The following is a 23,867-nucleotide window of genomic DNA, read 5'->3' on the forward strand; positions in this document are numbered from 1 at the left end:
CCCTGTAACCTAAACCCTGTCGGCATGGAGCCAATGGCGGGGTATGTGAAACAACCCCATTCGGCGGGACGCTAAATGGACGTTAAACTAAAGAACCCTGAAGATTAACAACATGACTGAATCTTTCGCTCAACTCTTTGAAGAATCCTTAAAAGAAATCGAAACCCGCCCGGGTTCCATCGTTCGCGGCGTAGTAGTTGCCATCGACAAAGACATCGTACTGGTTGACGCCGGTCTGAAGTCCGAGTCTGCCATCCCGGCTGAGCAATTCAAAAACGCACAGGGCGAGCTGGAAATCCAGGTTGGTGACGAAGTTGACGTTGCTCTGGATGCTGTTGAAGACGGCTTCGGTGAAACTCTGCTGTCCCGTGAGAAAGCTAAGCGTCACGAAGCTTGGATCACGCTGGAAAAAGCATACGAAGACGCTGAGACTGTAACCGGTGTTATCAACGGCAAAGTGAAGGGTGGCTTCACCGTCGAGCTGAACGGCATCCGCGCGTTCCTGCCAGGTTCCCTGGTTGACGTGCGTCCGGTACGTGACACTCTGCACCTGGAAGGCAAAGAGCTTGAGTTCAAAGTCATCAAGCTGGACCAGAAACGCAACAACGTTGTCGTTTCTCGCCGTGCGGTTATCGAATCCGAGAACAGCGCAGAGCGCGATCAACTGCTGGAAAACCTGCAGGAAGGCATGGAAGTTAAAGGTATCGTTAAGAACCTCACTGACTACGGTGCATTCGTTGATCTGGGCGGCGTAGACGGCCTGCTGCACATCACTGACATGGCTTGGAAACGCGTTAAGCACCCAAGCGAAATCGTCAACGTTGGCGATGAAATCACTGTTAAAGTGCTGAAGTTCGACCGCGAGCGTACTCGTGTTTCCCTGGGCCTGAAACAGCTGGGCGAAGATCCATGGGTTGCTATCGCGAAACGTTACCCAGAAGGCACCAAGCTGACTGGCCGTGTAACCAACCTGACTGATTACGGCTGCTTCGTGGAAATCGAAGAAGGCGTTGAAGGTCTGGTACACGTTTCTGAAATGGATTGGACCAACAAAAACATCCATCCGTCCAAAGTTGTTAACGTGGGCGACGTAGTGGAAGTTATGGTTCTGGACATCGATGAAGAACGTCGTCGTATCTCCCTGGGCCTGAAACAGTGCAAAAACAACCCATGGCAGCAATTCGCAGAAACCCACAACAAGGGCGACCGCGTTGAAGGTAAAATCAAGTCTATCACTGACTTCGGTATCTTCATCGGCCTGGACGGCGGCATCGACGGCCTGGTTCACCTGTCTGACATCTCCTGGAACGTTGCAGGCGAAGAAGCAGTGCGTGAATACAAGAAAGGCGACGAAATCGCAGCGGTTGTTCTGCAGGTTGACGCAGAGCGCGAGCGTATCTCCCTGGGCGTGAAGCAGCTGGCTGAAGATCCGTTCAATAACTACCTGTCTATGAACAAGAAAGGTACTATTGTTACTGGTAAAGTCACTGCAGTTGACGCCAAAGGTGCTACAGTTGAATTGGCAGGCGGCGTAGAAGGTTACCTGCGTGCATCTGAAGCCTCTCGCGACCGCATTGAAGATGCAACTCTGGTTCTGAACGTTGGTGACGAAGTTGAAGCTAAATTCACCGGCGTTGACCGTAAGAACCGCGTTGTAAGCCTGTCCGTACGTGCTAAGGACGAAGCTGACGAGAAAGACGCCATCGCTACTGTTAACAACAAACAGGAAGAAGGCAACTTCTCTAACGCAATGGCTGAAGCTTTCAAAGCGGCTAAAGGCGAGTAATGACGGGGGGCGGTTCCTGACCGCCCCGATACGGTAGTTTAGCTGCAAAGCTTGGAGGAACTATGACCAAGTCTGAACTTATTGAAAGACTTGCTGGCCAGCAATCTCATATTCCGGCGAAGGCCGTTGAGGATGCAGTGAAAGAGATGCTCGAACATATGGCTGCCACATTGGCCGATGGCGAACGCATCGAGATCCGCGGATTCGGCAGTTTTTCTCTTCACTACCGTGCTCCGCGTGTGGGTCGCAACCCGAAAACCGGCGATAAAGTCGAGCTGGACGGCAAGTACGTTCCTCACTTCAAGCCAGGCAAAGAGTTGCGTGACCGCGCCAATATCTATGGCTAGTCGCTGACTGCCCATAGGGTTGTTGCTTGTAAAGAATATAAAACGGTGCCTCAGGGCGCCGTTTTTTTTTGGCCCTCGTTTGACGCCGCCTTCCTGCTCTGTGCGCCGTGCCGCAGTTCAGCATCCCCCTGTGAAACCAGAAGCGTTAACCTGCAGCCTTCGGCGCATAGCATGAAAAGGACGCTGGCGGCCGCCTGGCGGCGGGTGAACAATCCGCTCTCTGATTGGGAGGCACGGGAGAAGGCCGATCAAAACCTCACTGGATCTGGCGGTCGCCGCCGTCGTTTGCGGTATTTTGCCGTTGCTGGTGTTGCCGCAGCTGCCCGACGGGTTAACGACCCTGCTGGTGGCGTTGCCCGTCTGCCTGCTGCTGCGTTTTCGGCCAGCGGCTTGCCAATTCATCGGTTGGGGCGCCCTGGGTTTTCTGTGGGCGGTGTTCTGCGCCGGCAGCCTGGCGGGGCAGGTCGAGCGGCTGAGCCGCGGGCCGGAGGTGACGGCGGTGGTGCAGGTTGTCAGCGTGACCCTAACGCCCGCGGCCGGCAAGCAAACGCTGATGCGTATCGAAAGGATCAACGGCCGCTGGCTGGCGCCGTCAATCGCCTTCACCACGGTCTGGCAAACGGATAACACGCAATTGTGCGCCGGGCAGCGCTGGCAGCTGCGGTTGCGGCTGCGTCCGGTGCACGGCAAACTGAACGAAGGCGGTTTTGACAGCCAGCGCTGGGCAATGGCGCAGCGGCAGCCGCTGACCGCGCTGGTCAAAAACGCCATCTTGCTGGACGGCGGCTGCGGCTGGCGGCAACGCATTATCAGCCATGCCGAAAGCCACATGGGCGATCTGCGTTACCGATCGGTGTTGCTGGCCCTGGCGTTTGGCGAAAGAACCGCGTTGGAACCGGCGCTGCGCACGCTGATGCTGAAAACCGGCATTGCCCATCTGATGGCGATTTCTGGCCTGCACGTGGCGATGGCGGCCATCCTGATTTGGGCTTCGCTGCGCGCGCTGCAGTTGTTCTTCCCCGCCCACTGGATAGGTTACCGCTTCCCCCTGGTCGTCAGCTGGCTCGGCACCCTGGCGTATGTCTGGCTGGCCGGCGCACAACCGCCGGCGGTGCGCACCGCCCTGGGGTTAACCTTGTGGATGCTGTTGCGGCTGCGCGGCGTACATTGCACCTCCTGGCAAGTCTGGCTGTGGTGCGTGGGCTTGATTGTGGCTTGCGACCCGCTGGCGGTGCTGTCGGACAGCTTCTGGCTTTCGGTGCTGGCGGTCGCCTGCCTGATTTTTTGGTTCGAATGGGCTCCGCTCAGCGCGCGTTTTCGCGCGGCCTGGTATTGGGCGCCGATGCGCTGGCTGCATTTGCAGTTCGGCATCACGCTGTTGCTGGTGCCGATGCAGGCCGCGTTGTTTCTCGGGCTGACGCTGAGCTCGCTGCCGGCCAATCTGTGGGCGGTGCCGGTGGTCTCGCTGGTGACGGTGCCGCTAATTTTGCTGGCGGTGATGTGCGGCGCGCTGCCGCCGCTGAGCAGTGGGCTGTGGTGGCTGGCCGATATGACGCTGCTGTGGGTTTTTACGCCGCTGCATTATCTGCAGCGCGGCTGGGTCGATCTGGGCGCCGCCTCGCTGCTGGTCAGCGCCGCCGGTTGGCTGTTGGTGATCTGCTGGCGTTTTCATTGGTGGCTGCGCTATGCGCCGGGAATGGTGACGCTGGCGATATGCTGCGTGCTGTGGCGGGAAAAGGAACCCGCTTATCGCTGGCGGGTCGACATGCTGGACGTCGGGCATGGTCTGGCGGTCGTCATCGAACGAAACGGCAAAGGAGTCCTGTTCGACACCGGCGATCGCTGGGCGACGGGCAGCGCGGCTGAGCGCCATATTTTGCCGATGCTGAACTGGCGCGGGATCGCTATCGAACAGATTATCATCAGCCACGACCATCAGGATCACACCGGCGGATTGGCCGAGGTAAGGCAGGCGTTTCCGCAGGCCAGCGTGCGCAGCCCGATGCTTGACCGCGGTCATTTACCCTGCGTTGCCGGTGAGCGCTGGCAATGGCAATCGCTGCAATTCCAGGTGCTGTGGCCGCCGAAGGCGCTCAAAAGGCCGGTCAATGACGATTCCTGCGTGGTCCGCGTCGATGATGGCCGCTACAGCCTGCTGCTGACCGGCGACGTGGAAAAGAAGGCGGAAGCGCAATTGCTGCGGCTGAGGCGCGGGCAGTTGGCCGCCACGGTGCTGCAGGTTCCGCACCACGGCAGCAAAACGTCCTCGACGCCGCCGTTTTTGCGTGCGGTTGCTCCTCAAGCGGCTCTGGCCTCCGCATCTCGTTACAACAAATGGCGATTACCGGCGGTTAAAGTTGTCGCCAGATATCTGGCAAATGACATCATATGGCGCGATACTTCGCGCTCGGGGCAGTTATCCGTGCTCTTTTTCGACAACGATTGGCAAATTAAAGGCTTTCGTGAACAATTAATGCCCCGTTGGTACCATCAGCGGTTTGGCGTAGAGGGTGATAATGAGTAAAATGGGCCGCTATTTCTTCCGATGCTGGTATTTGCATGATGAATGATAAAGATCTCTCGACCTTGCAGACGTTCCGTCGCCTCTGGCCGATGATCGCTCCTTTTAAGACCGGGCTGATTGTGGCCGCCATTGCGTTGGTTTTGAACGCTGCTGGGGACGCGCTGATGCTGTCCTTGCTTAAACCACTGTTGGACGATGGGTTTGGTAAAACCGACAGCAGCGTGCTGATTTGGATGCCGCTGGTGGTTATCGGCCTGATGCTGATGCGCGGCGTAACCAGTTTTATTTCAAGCTACTGCATCTCCTGGGCTTCCGGCATGGTGGTGATGCACATGCGCCGCCGCCTGTTCGGCCATATGATGAGAATGCCGGTTTCCTTCTTTGACCAGCAGTCCACCGGCACGCTGTTGTCACGCATTACCTATGATTCCGAGCAGGTAGCGTCCTCTTCTTCCAGCGCGCTGGTTACCGTGGTGCGTGAAGGGGCCTCGATCATTGGCCTGTTCATCATGATGTTTTACTACAGCTGGCAGCTGTCGGTGATCCTGATCGTGCTGGCGCCGATCGTGTCCATCGCCATCCGTATGGTTTCCAAACGTTTCCGCAACATCAGCAAAAATATGCAGAACACCATGGGGCAGGTGACCACCAGCGCCGAGCAAATGCTGAAGGGCCATAAAGAAGTGCTGATCTTCGGCGGCCAGCAGGTGGAAACCGAACGCTTCAACTCGGTCAGCAACCGCATGCGTCAGCAGGGCATGAAGCTGGTCTCCGCGTCTTCCATTTCCGACCCGATCATTCAGCTGATCGCTTCTCTGGCGCTGGCCTTCGTGCTGTTTGCCGCCAGCTTCCCGAGCGTGATGGAAACCCTGACCGCCGGTACCATTACCGTGGTGTTCTCTTCCATGATCGCGCTGATGCGCCCGCTGAAGTCGCTGACTAACGTCAATGCCCAATTCCAGCGCGGCATGGCGGCCTGCCAGACGCTGTTCTCGATTTTGGACATGGAGCAAGAGAAAGACACCGGCACCCGTGAAGTTGCGCGCGCGAAAGGCGATATCGAATTCCGTAACGTCACCTTCTACTATCCGGGCAAAGAAACGCCGGCGCTGCGTGATATCAACCTGAGCATTTCGGAAGGCAAAACGGTGGCGCTGGTCGGCCGTTCCGGCTCAGGCAAATCTACCATCGCCAACCTGCTGACCCGTTTCTATGACATCCAGGAAGGTGAGATCCTGATGGACGGTCATGACCTGCGTGAATATACCCTGGCGTCGCTGCGCGATCAGGTGGCGCTGGTATCGCAAAACGTTCATCTGTTCAACGACACTATCGCCAACAACATAGCTTACGCCCGCGAAGAGCGCTACAGCCGCGAAGAGATCGAACAGGCGGCGCGCATGGCCTACGCGATGGACTTCATCGAAAAGATGGATAACGGACTGGATACGGTGATCGGCGAGAACGGCGTGATGCTGTCCGGCGGCCAACGCCAGCGTATCGCCATTGCGCGCGCCCTGCTGCGCGACTGCCCGATCCTGATCCTCGACGAAGCCACCTCGGCGCTGGACACCGAGTCTGAGCGCGCTATCCAGGCGGCGCTGGACGAACTGCAGAAAAACCGCACTTCGCTGGTGATCGCTCACCGGTTGTCGACCATCGAGAAAGCGGATGAAATTCTGGTGGTGGAAGACGGCCGCATCGTCGAGCGCGGCGGGCATGCCGAATTGCTCGAGCACAAGGGCGCCTATGCCCAACTGCACCGTATGCAGTTTGGTCAATAATGATTGAGCGCATCTGGTCCGGCGGCTCGCTGCTTTACTTGGCGCTGCTGCCGCTGTCCTGGCTGTATGGATTGGTCAGCGCGCTGATCCGCCTCAGCTATCGTTGCGGCCTGCGCAAGAGCTGGCGCGCGCCGGTGCCGGTGGTGGTGGTGGGTAACCTCACCGCCGGCGGCAATGGCAAGACGCCGATGGTGATCTGGCTGGTGGAGCAACTGCAGCAGCGTGGCTACCGGGTCGGCGTGGTGTCGCGCGGCTACGGCGGCAAATCGGCGGTTTATCCGCGGGTATTGGGGCCGGATACCACCACCCGCGAAGCGGGCGATGAGCCGGTGCTGATCTATCAACGCACCGGGGCGCCGGTGGCCATTTCACCCAATCGTTCCGAGGCGGTGCAGGCGTTGCTGCAGCAACAGCCGCTGGATCTGGTGATCACCGATGACGGCCTGCAGCATTATGCGCTGCAGCGCGACTTCGAGCTGGTGGTGATCGACGGGGTGCGGCGCTTCGGCAACGGCTGGTGGCTGCCCGCCGGCCCGATGCGCGAGCGCGCCGCGCGCCTTAACAGCGTCGACGCGTGCGTCGCCAACGGCGGCGTGGCGCAGGCGGGGGAGATCGCCATGCGTTTGCAGGCGCGCGAGGCGGTAAACTTGCTCAGCGGCGAGCGCCGCCCGGCGGCAGCGTTGCCGCAGGTGGTGGCGATGGCGGGCATCGGCCATCCGCCGCGTTTTTTCGCCACGCTGGAAAAACTGGGCGTCGCCGTGGAGCAGGAAGTGGCGTTTGCCGACCATCAGGAATACCAGCTGTCAACGCTGGCGGCGTTGACGTCCGCCGGGCAAACCCTGCTGATGACGGAAAAAGATGCGGTGAAATGCCGCGCTTTTGCCCAGCCCAACTGGTGGTACCTGCCGGTTGATGCGGTACTGCCCTCCGATCAGGCTGAGCAATTGCTGCAAAAAATTGAAAAACTGCTGACTAAATAATCCTCCTCACTCCGCCAGCGCGCCAAGTCCCAGGGCTTGCGCGCAGGCTTCCAGCGAGCGCTGTTGCGTTTGCTGATACAGCGTCAGTTCATCGATCACTTCCGCGCCCAGCGCCTGTTCAAACGCCGCTCTGCTTGAGGCCGCGTTGTACTGCGCGTGCCGGCTGTCACCCAGGTTGGATTGGAAAATGCCCGCCGCGCTGACCGGCAGGAAATCTTCGTATACCAACGGTTGGAAGCGAATATATTCCTGGGCGATCAGCTGCTCCAGCGTGCTGTGCTTATCCAGCGACTCTTTGGCCGCCAGCCCGCATTCGGTCGGGTAATAACGGAACCAGGCCAGCTGCTGGTCGCGCAGCGTGGCGTAGTCGTCCGGAAACGCCTGGAAGTTTTCCGCCAGCAGTTGGTTGTAGCACTCGGCGTTTTTTTCGCTCGGCGGCGCCTGCAGCGCATCGTTGGTGGCCTGCAGCAGGCGGTCATAGAGCGCTCGCCCTTTGGGCGTCAGGGCGACGCCGCGTTGTTCAATCTCGCCGAAGCGGGCGGTATGATGGCCGGCGACGGCGTGGCCGTCAGGCTCAATAAAGTCGACGCTTTCTTCCAGCGCCTTGAAACTGGTCTGGCGCAGCAGGATAGGGCGGCGGCGCGGCGGCGGGCCTTCAACCACCGCTTTCGGCGTGATGCCGCGGCCGGGCATCGCGCGCTGTACGCGGTCAATATCCAGCGTGCGCGGCGTCAGGTGATTGATGTGCGGCCCTTTGAACGCCACGACGTCGGCGATCAGGCGATGCTGATCGTGCAGCCGCTGGTATTCGGCGGCGCTGACCGTCGCCCGGCTGTGCCAGCGGAAGGTTTCCAGCGCTTGCTCGACGAACTCCTGCGCCTGCGCCTCGTCCAGCCCCCCCTGCGCTTCCTGCAGGACAATCAGTTCCAGCGCCCGTTCGGTAAAGATGCGGCGGCGGGCCAGCAACTGCTGCGCCAGCTCACGCAGTGCGGGATCCTCGATCAGCTCCAGACGCAGCAAGGAGGTAAAGACTCGAAATGGGCTGATCTGCAGCGCATCCTCGTGCACCGCGCGAAAGGCGGTGGAATGTACCGGAACGCCGGCCACGGCCAGATCGTAATAGCCGACCGGCTCCATGCCCATCACCCGGAACAAACGCCGCAGCGTGGCCAGCTCGGCAGGGGTGCCTACCCGGATTGCGCCGTGGCGCTCCATGGCCAGCCGCTCGATTTCGCCGGTAATTTGCAGCTGATGAGCCAATGCGGCGTCTTCGCGCAGGACCTGTCGGTTGGTTTCCGCCACCAGCTCCAGCAAATCGCCATACAGGGGTACCTCTTTCTGGTACATGTCTGACATGGCATGGGAGAATCTGGCGCGAATTTCATTCGGTGAGACGAACTGCTGGGCGGTCATGCGCATAGCTCCTTGATTCAGCATAATCTGAAAAATTGTTTTTTTGGCGGCAAAAGTGCTGGCCTAAAGGCCATCCGCCTTGTTTTCACCTCAAGTTTAGCCATCTCGCCTGGGATTTGTTATAGGTGGGGCAAGCATATTAGGTTTTTATGCGTTAGCTCTCATTTGCAGCCGCCCGGCAGCCAGGAACCCCCGTTTTGCCGAGAAAAATCCCGCCGGCGGCGAGCGAAAATTTGGAAATTAATTCATGCACAATCAGGGACATAAAAATTAATTCGCTGGGCTGACGAAATTTACTCGACAAAGCTCTTGTGCATTCACCAGTTTTATGAGTAAATGAAAGTCGGCCTGTGATACAGACCTATTTATGTTCGAGTTTAGAGTTAAGCAGTTCCTCCAAAAACGTTATCATCCGATTCCGCTTCAAAGACGAACCTTCTAAGTACCTCCCATAAGTAATGTTTCTGAAAACGGCCACGATTGCCTCTTATGGCAGGTTTTGTAAATATATTTAAAAGGTAAATGTAATGTCTAAGAAGACGGGTCAGGTTAAGTGGTTCAACGAAAGCAAAGGTTTTGGTTTCATTGAGCAGAACGACGGCGGCAAAGATGTATTCGTGCATTTCTCCGCTATCGCGACCGACGGTTTCAAGACCCTGGCTGAAGGCCAGCGTGTCGAGTACAGCATCCAGGACAGCCCGCGCGGGCCGGCTGCCGCCAACGTAGTTGCTCTGTAAGTAAACAGGGAACGCGTAGAGAGAACTTGATACAACCATGAAGAGGCGCCGAGCCGATTCATTGCGGAAGATATTAAGTTCAACAAGCCCGCCATAGTGCGGGTTTTTTTATTTTTTGCTCATGAGAGGTTTGTTACGAAAAACTTTAGGATGGGCTGGTAGCGTCCAAACAATAATAAAAATGACGTTGTTACGGATGCTCAAGTAAAAGGATATAAGTTATGTTTAAAAATACTATGTTAAAAATGGGCCGTGTGAAATGGTTTAATCAGGCTGAAGGCTATGGTTTTATTTCACCGGTAGACGGCAGCGACGAAATCTATGTAAACCGTCATGCCATCGCCAATACCAAGAATAAATCGTTGAACGAAGGTCAGAACGTCGAGTTCTCGATCTATCGCAGCTCTCACGGGCTGTCTGCAGCAGACGTTATCGCGTTCTGATCCCCCTTCCTCGCCAGTGCGGGTGCCGCCACCCCAGGCACTGGCGAAGATAAATCTTTCGATATCCACTATTATCAAGCGATTGTTTGGTCACTATGGATGTCAGGATGAATACCCCGGTTATTTCCCTCGCTTCCGCCCGCGCGCTGCATCTCGCCGCCCAGGGGCTGCTCTCTCCGCTCAAACGCCAGGCCAGACCCGACGACGTAGTCACCGCCATTCAACGTATGGGGCTGCTGCAGATCGACACCATCAGCGTGGTGGCCCGCAGTCCTTATCTGGTGCTGTTCAGTCGCCTGGGAGATTACCGGCCGGAATGGCTGGAACAGGCGCTGGCCGGCCGCAGGCTGTTTGAATATTGGGCGCACGAAGCCTGTTTTTTACCGATTGAGGATTTTGGCCTGCTGCGCCATCGCATGCTGCAGCCGCAGGGCATGGGCTGGAAATATTCCATCGACTGGGTGCGCGAGCATCAAACGGCGATGGATGACCTGCTCCGGCATATCGCCGAGCAGGGAGCGGTGCGCTCGGCCGACTTCAACGCGAACGGAAAGGGCAGCAGCGGCTGGTGGGACTGGAAGCCGGAAAAGCGTCACCTCGAGACCCTGTTCACCGCCGGCAAGCTGATGGTGGCCGAACGGCGTAATTTCCACCGCGTCTACGACCTGACCGAGCGCCTGTTGCCGCAGTGGGATGACCGGCGTCATACCCTGGCGGAAGAGCCCGCGCGGCGGGAAATGCTGAGCCGCAGCTGCCGTTATCTGGGCATTTTTCGGGCCGAATGGCTGGCGGATTATTACCGGCTCAAGCGCGTGGCGCCGAAGGCGCTGCTGGCGTCGCTGCGGCAGCAGGGCGACATCTTGCCGGTGCGGGTCGAGGGGCTGGACGCGCAGTTTTATGTCCATCGTTCGCTGACGGCGGCGCTGCAGCAGGCCGAGCAGGGCGAGCTCAGGTCCAGCGTAACCAGCCTGCTGTCGCCCTTCGATCCGGTGGTTTGGGATCGCCGGCGGGCGCTGGAGCTGTTTAATTTCGATTATCGTCTGGAATGCTACACGCCAAAAGAGAAGCGCCGCTATGGCTACTTCACCCTGCCTGTTTTGCAGCGCGGCGAGCTGGTGGGGCGTATCGACGCGAAAATGCATCGCCGGCAGAAGGTGTTTGAAATCATCAGTTTCCATCCCGAACCGCAGGTACGGCTTGGCAAGCTGCGGGCGCAGGACATCCGGCAGGCGATTACCCGCAGCGCAAAATGGCATGGCGCGCAGCGTGTCGCGCTGGGCGACGTTCCGGCGGCGCTGGCCGGCGAGTGGGGGGAGGGTTGGGAGCTCGGGTAACGAACGGCGTTGCCAGCGGGGGGTAAAACGGATTGCAGCGCCGCTCGTTATTGTCTGGCCTCAGTGGCTGAAATTAGCGAACAGGGCGATGATTTTGTGCAGACGTTTGATCATGTCAGAGGGTCTTTTGTGTGATGTGCATCACAAAATTCTACGCCGCCGCGCCGTCTGATTCAAGCTCTCTCGTCAATGCCGCGGGCAAATATCGGCGGGCCGCAACAGCCGGTGATTAACCTGCGGCCCGCCGTTATGGTATCCTCATCCACTTTCCCGATGACGTATCTCCACCCTGGAGGAAACATGGACCACCGTTTACTCGAAATCGTTGCCTGCCCAGTCTGCAACGGTAAGCTCTATTTCAATAAAGAAAACCAGGAACTGGTCTGCAAAGTGGATGGCCTGGCCTATCCGCTGCGCGACGGCATTCCGGTATTGTTGGAGAACGAAGCGCGCGCGCTGTCAGTGGATGAGAAACACGCATGAGTTTCATCGCTATTATTCCAGCTCGTTACGCGTCGACCCGTTTACCGGGTAAACCGCTGGCCGACATCCACGGCAAGCCGATGGTGGTGCACGTGATGGAGCGCGCACGCGAATCCGGCGCCAGCCGCGTGATCGTGGCGACCGACCACCCGGACGTCGCCAAAGCGGTGGAAGCCGCGGGCGGTGAAGTGTGCATGACCAGCCCGGATCACCATTCCGGCACCGAGCGCCTGGCGGAAGTCATTGAACATTACGGTTTCGCCGATGACCAAATCATCGTTAACCTGCAGGGCGACGAACCGATGATCCCACCGGTGATCGTGCGTCAGGTGGCGGAGAACCTGGCCGGCAGCAGCGCCGGCATGGCGACGCTGGCGGTGCCGATCGACAGCGCGGAAGAAGCGTTCAATCCGAATGCGGTTAAAGTGGTGATGGACGCCCAGGGTTACGCGCTGTATTTCTCGCGCGCCACCATACCCTGGGATCGCGAGCGTTTCGCCAAATCGCAAGAGACCGTCGGCGACAGCCTGCTGCGCCACATCGGCATTTACGCCTACCGCGCCGGCTTCGTACGCCGTTACGTCAGCTGGGAGCCGAGCCGGCTGGAACAGATCGAGCTGTTGGAACAGCTGCGGGTGCTGTGGTACGGCGAGAAGATCCACGTAGCGGTCGCCAAGGCGATCCCGACCGTGGGTGTCGATACGCCGGAAGATCTGCAGCGCGTGCGCGACAGCATCAAACCTTGAGCCTTTGATTGACCGCCGGCGCGTCACGCAGCGCGCCGGCGAAATGCCCCTGCCTGATCCCCGTTTTGTTGATCTGCGTTGAAGTATTTTTCCGCTCACCGTTCGATGATGTTACGCGTCCCCTTTTAACCTGAGGTTATGGCCTTATGGAGCAGTTACGCGCTGAACTGAGCATCGTGCTGGGTGAGTCGATCAGCCGGTTGGAACGGATTAGCGAGCAGCCTTACGCGCACATGTACTCGCTGTACGATCGGCAGGGCAACGCTATCCCCCTGATGGCGAAAAGCTTTGTCTGCCAGGGCATCGCCCAGCAGGAGGCCTATAAGCTGTCGATGCTGGCGCGCGAAGGGGATATCCGTTTGCCGACGGTCTATGGCGTGGTCTACACCCACCAGGCGCCCTATAAAGAAATTCTGCTGATTGAGCGGCTGCGCGGCGTATCGGCCGAAGCGCCGACGCGCACGCCGGATCGCTGGCAGATGCTGATGGAACAGATCGTCGACGGGATATTGACCTGGCACCGCATCGACAGCCACGGCAGCGTCGGCAGCGTCGACAGCACCCAGGAAAATGACTGGTTCTGCTGGTACCAGCAGCGGGTCGAAGTGCTGTGGTCGACGATCGTCAATCTTCACACTCCGCAGTTGACCATGGCCGATCGCCGTTTGCTGTACCGCACCCGCGAATCGTTGACCCATTTCTTTATCGGTTTTGACGATCCCTGCGTGCTGGTGCACGGCAACCTGTCGTTGCGCAGCATGTTGAAGGATGCCAAAAGCGATCAGCTGTTGGCGATGCTCAATCCCGGCATGGTGCTGTGGGCGCCGCGCGAATACGATCTGTTCCGGCTGTGCGAGCCGGGAATGCCGAACCAGCTGCTGTTCCATTATCTGCAGCGCGCGCCGGTGGCGGAGTCCTTCCTGGCGCGGCGCTGGCTGTATGTGGTGTGGGAGGCGGTGGGGCGCCTGATTCATACCGGCAAGCTGGAGCGGCAGCCGTTTGATTATGCGTCGCGGCAGCTGTTGCCCTGGCTGGCCGGCTGAGTCCGCTAATCGGCGCCGGTTTCGCCGGCGCCTTTCAGGCGCTGCCACAGGCTGCCCAGCGTTTCATACCATGCGCGTTCGCTGTGGCCGAGGAACATCGAGGACGGCATGATGCGGTCCCAGATATTCAGCGGCGAGGCGATCGCCAACTGATTGGCCGGCGCGGGAATAGGGTGCAGCCCCTTGGCGACGAAGAAGCGCATCGCCCGCGGCATATGGTTGGCCGACGTCACTAAAATGAACGGCTGCGCGCCGACCAGCGCCGCCACTTGTCCGGCTTCCTGTTCGGTATCCAGCGGGCGATCCAGGATCACGATGTCCTGCGCCGGCACGCCCAGGCTTTCCGCCACGCGCGCGGCGGTGGCGGCGTTGCTGAGCGTATTCGCGCCGCGGGCGCCGGTAAACACCATTTTGGCGCCCGGATGCGCGAGATAGAGCCTGACTCCTTCGGTTACCCGCGGCAGGCTGTTGCCGATCAGGTTCGAACTCGGCGCCCAGTCCGGGTTGTAGGTATAACCGCCCCCCAGCACCACGATAAAGTCGACCGGGTCATTGCCGCGATAGGTCCGGTATTCGGATTCGATCGGCCGCAGCAGCCGATCGGCCACCGGCTGCAGGCTGAAAAGCAGCAAAAACAGCCAACTCAACGTTAAAATCGTCTTGCCGCTTCTTTGCCAGCGGGTAAACCACAGCAGCAGCAACGCCAACCCCATCAACAGCATCAGGGCGGGTAACGGCATTAACAGGGCGCCGATGAACTTTTTCAGGTTGAACAGCATCGGAAATCAGATCCTTTTGGGTGAAAAAACGGCATCCGGGCATAAACAGGCCGCAAGAAGATACATTCTAAGCCAGTCTGTGCCAAAATAGCAGGTTTGAATGGGCTGGCGCTTTGCCCCCAGCAGGATAAGATCAGCGGAGCCGTAGTCCATGCAGGATCGCAATTTTGACGATATTGCTGAAAAGTTTGCGCGTAACATTTACGGCACCACCAAAGGGAAGATCCGTCAGGCCGTGGTTTGGCAGGATCTGACCGCGTTGCTGGCGCAGTTGCCGCAGCGCCCGCTGCGCATTCTGGATGCCGGCGGCGGCGAAGGCCATATGGCCTGCCAACTGGCAGAATTAGGACATCAGGTGTTGTTGTGCGATCTTTCTGGTGAGATGATCCAACGCGCCTCGCAGCTGGCCGAGCAGAAAGGTGTGAGCCAGAACATGCAATTCATACAAAGTTCGGCGCAGGATATCGCTCAACATTTGGAACAGCCGGTCGATCTGATATTGTTTCATGCAGTGCTTGAATGGATCGCCGAACCCGAAGCCGCGCTCCAGGCGTTATTCGACAGTCTGCTGCCGGGGGGCGCGCTGTCGCTGATGTTCTTTAACGCCAATGGCCTCTTGATGCGCAACGTGGTGTTGGGTAATTTCCAACTGGTGGATCCCGAGGTCAGAAGGCGCAGAAAACGTTCACTGTCGCCGCAGTATCCGCACAGTCCGCCGCAGGTGTACGGCTGGCTGGAGCGAATGGGCATGCGCATCGGCGGGAAAACCGGCGTGCGGGTGTTCCATGATTATCTGCAGAGCAGGCAGCTGCAGACACAAAAATTTGAAGAGTTATTGGCGCTTGAACAGCACTACTGCCGGCAGGAGCCGTACGTGAGTTTGGGGCGCTATATTCACGTCATGGCGCATAAACCAAACCTGAAGGACGAACTATGAGTGAATTTTCCCAGACAGTACCCGAACTGGTCGCCTGGGCACGGAAAAATGATTTCTCTATTTCGCTCCCTACGGAGCGTCTCGCATTTCTGCTCGCTATCGCCACCCTGAACGGCGAGCGGCTGGACGGCGAGATGAGCGAAGGTGAGCTGGTTGATGCATTTCGCCATGTCAGCAAAGGTTTCGAACAGACGCATGAAACGGTCGCCATCCGCGCCAACAATGCGATCAACGACATGGTGCGCCAGCGCCTGTTGAACCGCTTTACCAGCGAACTGGCGGACGGCAACGCGATCTACCGTCTGACGCCGCTGGGTATCGGCATTACCGATTACTATATTCGCCAGCGCGAATTTTCCACGCTGCGGCTGTCGATGCAGCTGTCGATCGTGGCGCAGGAGCTGAAGCGCGCCGCCGACGCCGCCGAAGAGGGCGGGGATGATTTCCATTGGCACCGCAACGTGTTTGCGCCGTTGAAATATTCGGTGGCCGAGATCTTCGACAGCATCGACATGACCCAACGGGTGATGGACGAACAGCAGCAGGGCGTGAAGGACGACATCGCGGCGCTGCTGAACCAGGACTGGCGCGCGGCGATCTCCAGCTGTGAGATGCTGCTGTCTGAAACCTCCGGCACCCTGCGCGAGCTGCAGGATACGCTGGAAGCGGCGGGCGACAAGCTGCAGGCCAACCTGCTGCGCATTCAGGACGCGACGCTGGGCGGCGCGGAGCTGGGCTTCGTCGACAAGCTGGTGTTCGATCTGCAGAGCAAGCTGGACCGCATCATCAGCTGGGGCCAACAGGCGATCGACCTGTGGATCGGCTATGACCGCCACGTGCACAAGTTTATCCGTACCGCCATCGATATGGATAAAAACCGCGTGTTCGCCCAGCGCCTGCGCCAGTCGGTGCAAAACTATTTCGACAACCCGTGGACGCTGACCCACGCCAACGCCGACCGTCTGCTGGATATGCGTGACGAAGAGCTGGCGCTGCGCAGTGAGGAAGTGACCGGGGAACTGCCGGCGGATTTGGAGTTCGAAGAGTTCAGCGAAATCCGCGAACAGCTGGCGGCGATGATCGAACAGGCGCTGAAGATTTATCAGGAACAACAGATGCCGCTCAATCTTGGTGCGGTGATGCGCGATTATCTGGCGCAATATCCGCGTGCCCGTCATTTCGACGTGGCGCGTTTAGTGGTCGACCAGGCGGTGCGCCTCGGTGTGGCTGAAGCAGATTTCTCCGGGTTGCCGGCCGAATGGCAGGCAATCAATGATTACGGAGCCAAGGTCCAGGCCCATGTCATCGACAAATATTGAACAAGTAATGCCAGTCAAGCTGGCCAAGGCACTGTCCAACGCGCTGTTCCCGGCGCTGGATAGCCAACTGCGCGCGGGTCGTCACATCGGTATCGATGAGCTGGACAACCATGCCTTCTTAATGGACTTCCAGGATGAACTGGAAGAGTTTTACAACCGTTACAGCGTTGAGCTGATCCGGGCGCCGGAAGGATTCTTCTATCTGCGCCCGCGCTCCACCACCCTGATCCCGCGCTCGGTGTTGTCCGAGCTGGACATGATGGTCGGCAAGATCCTGTGCTACCTCTATCTCAGCCCGGAACGCCTGGCGCACGAGGGCATATTCAGCCATCAGGAGCTGTACGATGAGCTGCTGAGCCTGGCGGACGAGAGCAAATTGCTGAAGTTCGTCAACCAGCGTTCCACCGGCTCGGATCTCGATCGCCAGAAGCTGCACGAAAAGGTGCGCACCTCGCTGAACCGTCTGCGTCGTTTGGGCATGGTCTATTTCATGGGCAACGACAGCAGCAAGTTCCGCATCACCGAGGCGGTGTTCCGCTTTGGCGCCGATGTGCGCAGCGGCGACGATCCGCGCGAGGCGCAGCTGCGCATGATCCGCGACGGCGAGGCGATGCCGGTAGAGAACAGCCTGCTGCTGAACGATGAGAATGACGCTGAGGATCAGCAGGTCGATAACGCTCCCGACGGTGCAGAGGATGAACAGGAATGATTGAACGCGGTAAATTTCGCTCGCTGACGCTGGTTAACTGGAACGGCTTCTTCGCCCGCACCTTTGATCTGGACGAGTTGGTGACCACGCTGTCCGGCGGCAACGGGGCGGGGAAATCCACCACCATGGCGGCCTTCGTCACCGCATTGATCCCCGATTTGACGCTGTTGCACTTCCGCAACACCACCGAGGCGGGCGCCACCAGCGGTTCGCGCGATAAAGGCCTGCACGGCAAGCTGCGCGCCGGCGTCTGTTATTCGACGCTCGACGTGATCAACTCGCGCCACCAGCGCGTGGTGGTGGGCGTGCGTCTGCAGCAGGTGGCCGGGCGCGATCGCAAGGTCGACATCAAGCCGTTCACCATTCAGGGCCTGCCGACCGCGGTGCAGCCGACCGAACTCCTGACCCAGACGGTGGGCGAGCGTCAGGCGCGCGTGCTGTCGCTGCAGGAGCTGAAAGAGCGGGTTGAAGAGATGGAAGGGGTGCAGTTCAAGCAGTTCAACTCCATCACCGATTACCACTCCCTGATGTTCGATCTGGGCGTGATCCCTAAACGCCTGCGCTCCTCCGCGGACCGCAGCAAGTTCTACCGCCTGATCGAAGCCTCGCTGTACGGCGGCATCTCCAGCGCCATCACCCGCTCGCTGCGCGACTACCTGTTGCCGGAAAACAGCGGCGTGCGCAAGGCGTTCCAGGATATGGAAGCCGCGCTGCGCGAAAACCGCATGACGCTGGAAGCGATCCGCGTGACCCAGTCGGACCGCGACCTGTTCAAGCATTTGATTTCCGAAGCCACCTCCTATGTGGCGGCGGACTACATGCGCCACGCCAACGAACGCCGCATCCACCTGGACGGCGCGCTGGCGCTGCGCAGCGATCTGCTGGGCAGCCGCAAACAGCTGGCCGCCGAGCAGTATCGCCACGTAGAGATGGCGCGCGAGCTGGCGGAGCAGAGCGGCGCCGAATCCGATCTGGAAACCGACTACCAGGCCGCCAGCGATCACCTGAATCTGGTGCAGACGGCGATGCGGCAGCAGGAGAAGATCGAACGCTATGAGGGCGATCTGGAAGAGCTGACCTACCGTCTGGAAGAGCAGAACGAGGTGGTGGCCGAAGCCGGCGAACAGCAGGCCGAGAACGAAGCGCGCGCCGAGGCGGCCGAGCTGGAAGTGGATGAGCTGAAAAGCCAGCTCGCCGACTACCAGCAGGCGCTCGACGTGCAGCAGACCCGCGCCATTCAGTACCAGCAGGCGCTGCAGGCGCTGGAGCGCGCCCGCGGGTTGTGCCAACTGCCGGAGCTGACCGCCGACAACGCCGAACACTGGCTGGACACCTTCCAGGCGCGCGAGCAGGAAGCGACCGAAGCCCTGCTGATGCTGGAACAAAAGCTGAGCGTGGCCGACGCCGCGCACGGTCAGTTTGAACAGGCCTATCAGTTGGTGGGTAAAATCGCCGGCCAGGTCAGCCGCAGCGAAGCCTGGCAGTGCGCGCGCGAATTGCTGCGCGACTGGCCTTCGCAGCAGCACCTCGCCGAGCGCGTGCAGCCGCTGCGCCTGCGCCTGAGTGAGCTGGAACAGCGTTTGCGCTCCCAGCAAGACGCCGAACGCTTGCTGCAGGAGTTCTGCAAGCGCCACGGCCAGGAATATCAGCCGGACGATCTCGACGCGCTGCAGCAGGAGCTGGAAGAGCGTCTGGAATCGCTGTCGCAGAGCGTTAGCGAAGCCGGCGAACGCCGGATGGAAATGCGTCAGGAGCTGGAGCAGCTTCAGCAGCGCATCCGCGAACTGACGGCGCGCGCGCCGGTATGGCTGGCGGCGCAGGATTCCCTGAGCCAGCTCAGTGAACAAAGCGGCGAAGCGCTGGAAAGCAGCCAGCAGGTCACCGAGTACATGCAGCAGCTGCTGGAGCGCGAGCGTGAAACCACCGTCGAACGCGACGAAGTGGCGGCGCGCAAACGCCAAGTCGAAGCGCAGATCGAACGCCTCAGCCAGCCTGGCGGCGCCGAAGATCAACGGTTGGTTACCCTGGCTGAACGCTTTGGCGGCGTGTTGCTGTCTGAAATCTACGACGATGTCACCATCGACGACGCGCCGTACTTCTCGGCGCTGTACGGTCCTTCGCGCCACGCCATCGTGGTGCCGGATCTGTCGCTGGTGCGCGAGATGCTGGAAGGGTTGGAAGACTGCCCGGAAGATCTCTACCTGATCGAAGGGGACCCGCAGTCGTTCGACGACAGCGTATTCGCCGTCGAAGAGCAGGAGCGGGCGGTATTGGTGAAAACCGCCGACCGCCAGTGGCGTTACTCGCGTTATCCTGAGGTGCCGCTGTTCGGCCGCGCCGCGCGCGAAAACCGCCTGGAAGTGCTGCACGCCGAGCGCGAAACCTTGGCGGAGCGCTACGCCACGCTGTCGTTCGACGTACAGAAAACCCAGCGTTCGCATCAGGCCTTCAGCCGCTTTATCGGCACCCATCTGGCGGTGGCGTTCGACGCCGATCCGGAAGCGGAAATCCGCAGCCTGAACGGCCGCCGCGGCGAGATCGAACGCGCGCTGAACAACCATGAGGCGCAGAACCAGCAGCAGCGCCAGCAGTACGATCAGGCCAAAGAGGGCATTTCCGCGCTGAACCGCCTGACGCCGCTGGTTTCGCTGTTGAACGACGAAACCCTGCAGGATCGGGTGGAAGAAATCCGCGAAGAGCTGGAAGAGGCGCAGGACGCCGCGCGTCACATTCAGCAACACGGCGTTTCCCTGACCAAGCTGGAGCCGCTGTTGTCGGTGCTGCAGAGCGACCCGCAGCAACACGAACAGCTGCAGCAGGACTATGCGCAGGCGCAAAGCGTGCAGCGTCAGGCCAAGCAGCAGGCGTTTGCGCTCACCGAAGTGGTGCAGCGCCGCGCGCACTTCAGCTATACCGATTCCGCCGGTATGCAGAACGCCAACAACGATCTCAACGACAAGCTGCGTCAGCGTCTGGAGCAGGCGGAGGCGGAACGCGCGCGCGCGCGCGAACAGCTGCGCCAATACCAGAGCCAGTTCACCCAGTACAGCCAGGTGCTGGCCTCGCTGAAGAGCTCCTATGACGCCAAGCGCGACATGCTGAAAGAGCTGAGCCAGGAGCTGGTGGATATCGGCGTGCAGGCCGACGCCAATGCCGAAGCGCGTGCGCGTCAGCGCCGCGACGAACTGCACGCGGCGCTGAGCAACAACCGTGCGCGCCGCAACCAGCTGGAAAAACAGCTGACCTTCTGCGAAGCGGAAATGGACAGCCTGCAGAAGAAGCTGCGCAAGCTGGAACGCGATTATTATCAGCTGCGTGAGCAGGTGGTGACCGCCAAGGCGGGCTGGTGCGCCGTGATGCGCATGGTGAAAGACAACGGCGTAGAGCGCCGCCTGCACCGCCGCGAGCTGGCGTATATGGACGGCGACGAGCTGCGCTCGATGTCGGACAAGGCGCTCGGCGCGCTGCGCCTGGCGGTAGCGGATAACGAACACCTGCGCGACGTGCTGCGTCTGTCGGAAGATCCGAAGCGGCCGGAGCGCAAGATCCAGTTCTACATTGCGGTCTACCAACACCTGCGCGAGCGTATCCGCCAGGATATTATCCGCACCGACGATCCGGTCGAAGCCATCGAACAGATGGAGATCGAGCTGGGCCGTCTGACCGAAGAGCTGACCGCCCGCGAACAGAAGCTGGCGATCAGTTCCCGCAGCGTGGCCAACATCATTCGCAAGACCATTCAGCGCGAGCAGAACCGCATCCGTATGCTCAACCAGGGCCTGCAGGCGGTTTCCTTCGGCCAGGTGAAGAGCGTGCGGCTGAACGTCAACGTGCGTGAAGCGCACGCCACGCTGCTGGACGTGCTCTCCGAGCAGCAGGAGCAGCATCAGGATCTGTTCAACAGCAACCGCCTGACCTTCTCCGAGGCCCTGGCCAAGCTGTATCAGCGCCTGAACCCGCAGATCGACATGGGGCAGCGCACGCCGCAAACCATCGGCGAGGAGCTGCTGGATTACCGCAACTACCTCGAGCTGGAGGTGGAGGTGTTCCGCGGCTCCGACGGCTGGCTGCGCGCCGAAAGCGGCGCCTTGTCGACCGGGGAAGCCATAGGTACCGGGATGTCGATCCTGGTGATGGTGGTACAGAGCTGGGAAGAAGAGTCGCGTCGCCTGCGCGGCAAAGACATCTCGCCTTGCCGTCTGCTGTTCCTCGATGAGGCGGCGCGTCTGGACGCCAAGTCCATCGCTACGCTGTTCGAGCTGTGCGACCGTCTGGAAATGCAGCTGATCATCGCGGCGCCGGAGAACATCAGCCCGGAAAAAGGCACCACCTACAAGCTGGTGCGCAAGGTGTTCCAGAACCATGAGCATGTGCATGTCGTGGGGCTGCGCGGCTTCGCCAGCGAGCCGCCGGCGTTGGGAAATGCGCCGGTAGAAACCCCTTAGCGTAAAAAAACGCGCTAATATTCTGAAAATAGCCGCCCCGGGGTGGCTATTTTTTTGTGCGCGTGGATGATAGACCTGCTTTTTTATCCGGTGAAAACCGGGTAGCTTAATGAAATAAACAGTTATTCGGCGCTCTGCGGGGCGAAATGGCCTTTCTGTTTGTATACTGAAACCATAAGCAGTTTTTGATGTATTTTTTGTGAGCATACAGGGGGCAAGGGATGTTGCTTAAAAATGGAAACTCAATACGGCGTCTGGCGCTGAGTTGCGCTATCGCATGTGGTCTTGCGTCGTCGTTACCCGCATGGGCAACCGTGCCGGCGTTTCCGGTGGCGTCATCCGGCATGTCCGTTGCGCAAAGCCGTTCGGAACTGTTGGCCGCCTTGCCGCGAGGCATGGCGCCGCACTACCTTTCAACCTTGGCTCCTCTCTACGCGGCGAATCATATGCAGCCGATGTGGCAGGATCGCGAGGCGGTGCAGCAGTTTCAACAGCAGTTGGCCGAGTTGGCGATGTCCGGCGTGCAGCCGCAGTTCACCCAATGGGTGAAAATGCTCACCGATCAGGCGATTAACGACGTGGGGCGCGACATTGTGTTGTCCGACGCCATGCTCGGCTATCTGCAGTTCGTTTCCGCCATCGGCGCCAACGGCAACAGCTGGCTCTACAGCAATATTCCCTACAAGCTCGGTCTGCCGCCGAACGCGGTGATCAACCAGTGGCAACTGGCGGTGCGCCAGGGCAGAACCCTGGGCTACGTCAATTCGCTGGCGCCGCAGCATCCGCAGTACGCCAAGATGCATCAAGCGCTGCGCGACATGCTGGCCAATAACCGGCCGTGGCCGCAGGTCGCCAACGGCCCGAGCCTGCGCCCCGGCCAGCTGAGCAATGACATTCCGGCGCTGCGCGAAATCCTCAAGCGCACCGGCATGCTGACCGATGCCGCGCCGGAAGCGCAGCCGGAGCCGGCGGTGGTGCTGGCGACGCGCAATGAGCCCGATGACGGCGGTCTGTCGGTCGATGAAGAGAAAAACCGCGAAAGCCAGGCGGCGGTCAGCCCGGCGGCGGCGCCGGTGCAGGATCTCAGCACCTCGCCCAACTCCGCGCTGATTACGCAGCCGACGGCGCCCGCGACGGTCAGCGATAACCTGTACACCGACGAATTGGTGGAAGGGGTCAAGCGCTTCCAGAAATGGCAAGGGCTGAGCGCCGACGGCGTGATCGGCGCGCGCACCCGCGAATGGCTGAATGTTTCACCGAAAACCCGCGCCGCGCTGCTGGCGTTGAATATCCAGCGCCTGCGCATCCTGCCGGGGCACGTCGGCACCGGGATTATGGTGAACATTCCCAATTATTCGCTGACCTACTACCAAAACGGCAACGAGGTGCTGTCTTCACGGGTGATCGTGGGGCGGCCGAGCCGTAAAACGCCGCTGATGAGCAGCGCGCTGAACAACGTGGTGGTCAACCCGCCGTGGAACGTGCCGACTACGCTGGTGCGCGAGGATATCGTGCCGAAGGCGATGCGCGACGGCAACTACTTCCAGAAACACGGCTATACCGTGCTTTCCGGCTGGAGCAACGACGCCGAGGTGATTAACCCGGCGATGATCGACTGGAGCATGGTTTCCGCGCGCAACTTCCCGTACCGGGTGCGCCAGGCGCCGGGCGCTACCAACTCGCTGGGGCGCTTCAAATTCAACATGCCAAGCTCGGACGCCATCTATCTGCACGATACGCCGAACCACAGCCTGTTCCAGAAAGACATTCGCGCGCTCAGCTCCGGCTGCGTGCGGGTGAACAAAGCGTCTGATTTGGCGAATATGCTGCTGCAGGACGCCGGCTGGAACAACAATCGCGTTTCTTCCACGCTGAAAGAGGGGAATACCACTTACGTGAATATTCGCCAGCGTATTCCGGTTAAATTGTATTATCTGACGGCTTGGGTTTCTGACGACGGCCAGCCGCAATTCCGTACAGATATTTACAATTATGATAATACGGTGAGATCGGGCGCACAAATTTTGGCCCAGGCCGAAAAATTAATGCAATAAATGC

At 59.7% G+C, this 23,867-nt stretch carries 18 protein-coding genes; 16 read left to right on the top strand and 2 right to left on the bottom strand.

Annotated features, from left to right (window positions below; genetic code table 11):
• The first annotated feature begins 112 nt into the window (after positions 1 to 112).
• The 5 genes from rpsA (at position 113) to lpxK (ending at position 7,421) form a co-directional block, all read left to right on the top strand.
• The gene (rpsA, locus tag CKW09_RS08750) at positions 113 to 1,786 is read left to right on the top strand and encodes a 30S ribosomal protein S1 (RefSeq protein WP_061798056.1); all 1,674 of its coding nucleotides are present in this window, start codon (positions 113 to 115) and stop codon (positions 1,784 to 1,786) included.
• A 62-nt stretch (positions 1,787 to 1,848) separates the two neighbouring features.
• Positions 1,849 to 2,133, top strand: a complete 285-nt coding sequence (gene ihfB / locus CKW09_RS08755; protein ID WP_015671760.1) for an integration host factor subunit beta — start codon at positions 1,849 to 1,851, stop codon at positions 2,131 to 2,133.
• A gap of 223 nt (positions 2,134 to 2,356) precedes the next feature.
• Entirely contained in the window at positions 2,357 to 4,657 is a 2,301-nt protein-coding gene (locus CKW09_RS08760; RefSeq protein ID WP_371415261.1) for a ComEC family protein, read from the top strand.
• Positions 4,658 to 4,692: 35 nt separating this feature from the next.
• Entirely contained in the window at positions 4,693 to 6,441 is a 1,749-nt protein-coding gene (gene msbA, locus CKW09_RS08765) for a lipid A ABC transporter ATP-binding protein/permease MsbA (RefSeq protein ID WP_061798053.1), read from the top strand.
• Positions 6,441 to 7,421: a tetraacyldisaccharide 4'-kinase gene (gene lpxK, locus CKW09_RS08770; protein ID WP_095096784.1), complete on the top strand. Its 981-nt coding sequence runs from the start codon at positions 6,441 to 6,443 to the stop codon at positions 7,419 to 7,421. The genes msbA and lpxK overlap by 1 nt, the downstream gene beginning before the upstream one ends.
• Positions 7,422 to 7,427: 6 nt before the next feature.
• On the opposite strand, the gene hglS is transcribed toward lpxK, so the two are convergent.
• Entirely contained in the window at positions 7,428 to 8,834 is a 1,407-nt protein-coding gene (gene hglS / locus CKW09_RS08775; protein ID WP_095096789.1) for a 2-oxoadipate dioxygenase/decarboxylase HglS, read from the bottom strand.
• Positions 8,835 to 9,361: 527 nt separating this feature from the next.
• On the opposite strand from hglS, the gene cspE reads away from it, so the two are divergent.
• The 6 genes from cspE (at position 9,362) to CKW09_RS08805 (ending at position 13,620) form a co-directional block, all read left to right on the top strand.
• Positions 9,362 to 9,571, top strand: a complete 210-nt coding sequence (gene cspE / locus CKW09_RS08780; protein WP_004942663.1) for a transcription antiterminator/RNA stability regulator CspE — start codon at positions 9,362 to 9,364, stop codon at positions 9,569 to 9,571.
• Between the two features lie 221 nt (positions 9,572 to 9,792).
• A complete protein-coding gene (locus CKW09_RS08785; protein ID WP_061798050.1) occupies positions 9,793 to 10,014 on the top strand; it encodes a cold-shock protein in 222 nt (73 codons plus the stop codon).
• A 107-nt stretch (positions 10,015 to 10,121) separates the two neighbouring features.
• Positions 10,122 to 11,348 (top strand): winged helix-turn-helix domain-containing protein, encoded by a 1,227-nt coding sequence (locus CKW09_RS08790; RefSeq protein WP_095096792.1) that lies wholly within the window; start codon positions 10,122 to 10,124, stop codon positions 11,346 to 11,348.
• A 300-nt stretch (positions 11,349 to 11,648) separates the two neighbouring features.
• Positions 11,649 to 11,831, top strand: coding sequence for a Trm112 family protein (locus tag CKW09_RS08795; RefSeq protein WP_061798044.1), 183 nt, complete (start codon positions 11,649 to 11,651; stop codon positions 11,829 to 11,831).
• Positions 11,828 to 12,577, top strand: coding sequence for a 3-deoxy-manno-octulosonate cytidylyltransferase (gene kdsB / locus CKW09_RS08800; RefSeq protein WP_061798043.1), 750 nt, complete (start codon positions 11,828 to 11,830; stop codon positions 12,575 to 12,577). The genes CKW09_RS08795 and kdsB overlap by 4 nt, the downstream gene beginning before the upstream one ends.
• A 146-nt stretch (positions 12,578 to 12,723) precedes the next feature.
• On the top strand, positions 12,724 to 13,620 hold the full coding sequence (locus tag CKW09_RS08805; protein WP_095096795.1) for a YcbJ family phosphotransferase: 897 nt from the start codon (positions 12,724 to 12,726) through the stop codon (positions 13,618 to 13,620).
• Between the two features lie 5 nt (positions 13,621 to 13,625).
• On the opposite strand, the gene elyC is transcribed toward CKW09_RS08805, so the two are convergent.
• A complete protein-coding gene (gene elyC / locus CKW09_RS08810) occupies positions 13,626 to 14,399 on the bottom strand; it encodes an envelope biogenesis factor ElyC (RefSeq protein ID WP_061798041.1) in 774 nt (257 codons plus the stop codon).
• A 151-nt stretch (positions 14,400 to 14,550) separates the two neighbouring features.
• On the opposite strand from elyC, the gene cmoM reads away from it, so the two are divergent.
• The 5 genes from cmoM to ldtD all read left to right on the top strand — a co-directional run bounded on the left by cmoM (position 14,551) and on the right by ldtD (position 23,863).
• Positions 14,551 to 15,336 carry a tRNA uridine 5-oxyacetic acid(34) methyltransferase CmoM gene (gene cmoM, locus CKW09_RS08815; RefSeq protein WP_061798039.1) on the top strand — a complete coding sequence of 262 codons (786 nt, stop codon included), beginning with the start codon at positions 14,551 to 14,553 and terminating at the stop codon, positions 15,334 to 15,336.
• Complete coding sequence (mukF, locus tag CKW09_RS08820; RefSeq protein ID WP_095096798.1) at positions 15,333 to 16,655, top strand: chromosome partition protein MukF; 1,323 nt, start codon at positions 15,333 to 15,335, stop codon at positions 16,653 to 16,655. The genes cmoM and mukF overlap by 4 nt, the downstream gene beginning before the upstream one ends.
• On the top strand, positions 16,636 to 17,364 hold the full coding sequence (gene mukE, locus CKW09_RS08825; protein ID WP_061798037.1) for a chromosome partition protein MukE: 729 nt from the start codon (positions 16,636 to 16,638) through the stop codon (positions 17,362 to 17,364). Before mukF ends, mukE begins: the two co-directional genes overlap by 20 nt.
• Positions 17,361 to 21,809 carry a chromosome partition protein MukB gene (mukB, locus tag CKW09_RS08830; RefSeq protein ID WP_061798036.1) on the top strand — a complete coding sequence of 1,483 codons (4,449 nt, stop codon included), beginning with the start codon at positions 17,361 to 17,363 and terminating at the stop codon, positions 21,807 to 21,809. The genes mukE and mukB overlap by 4 nt, the downstream gene beginning before the upstream one ends.
• Before the next feature lie 221 nt (positions 21,810 to 22,030).
• Positions 22,031 to 23,863, top strand: a complete 1,833-nt coding sequence (gene ldtD / locus CKW09_RS08835; RefSeq protein WP_095096801.1) for a L,D-transpeptidase — start codon at positions 22,031 to 22,033, stop codon at positions 23,861 to 23,863.
• The last annotated feature ends 4 nt before the right edge of the window (positions 23,864 to 23,867 follow it).

Origin of the sequence: Serratia ficaria (genome assembly GCF_900187015.1) — a bacterium.
GTDB classification, from domain to species: Bacteria; Pseudomonadota; Gammaproteobacteria; order Enterobacterales; family Enterobacteriaceae; genus Serratia; species Serratia ficaria.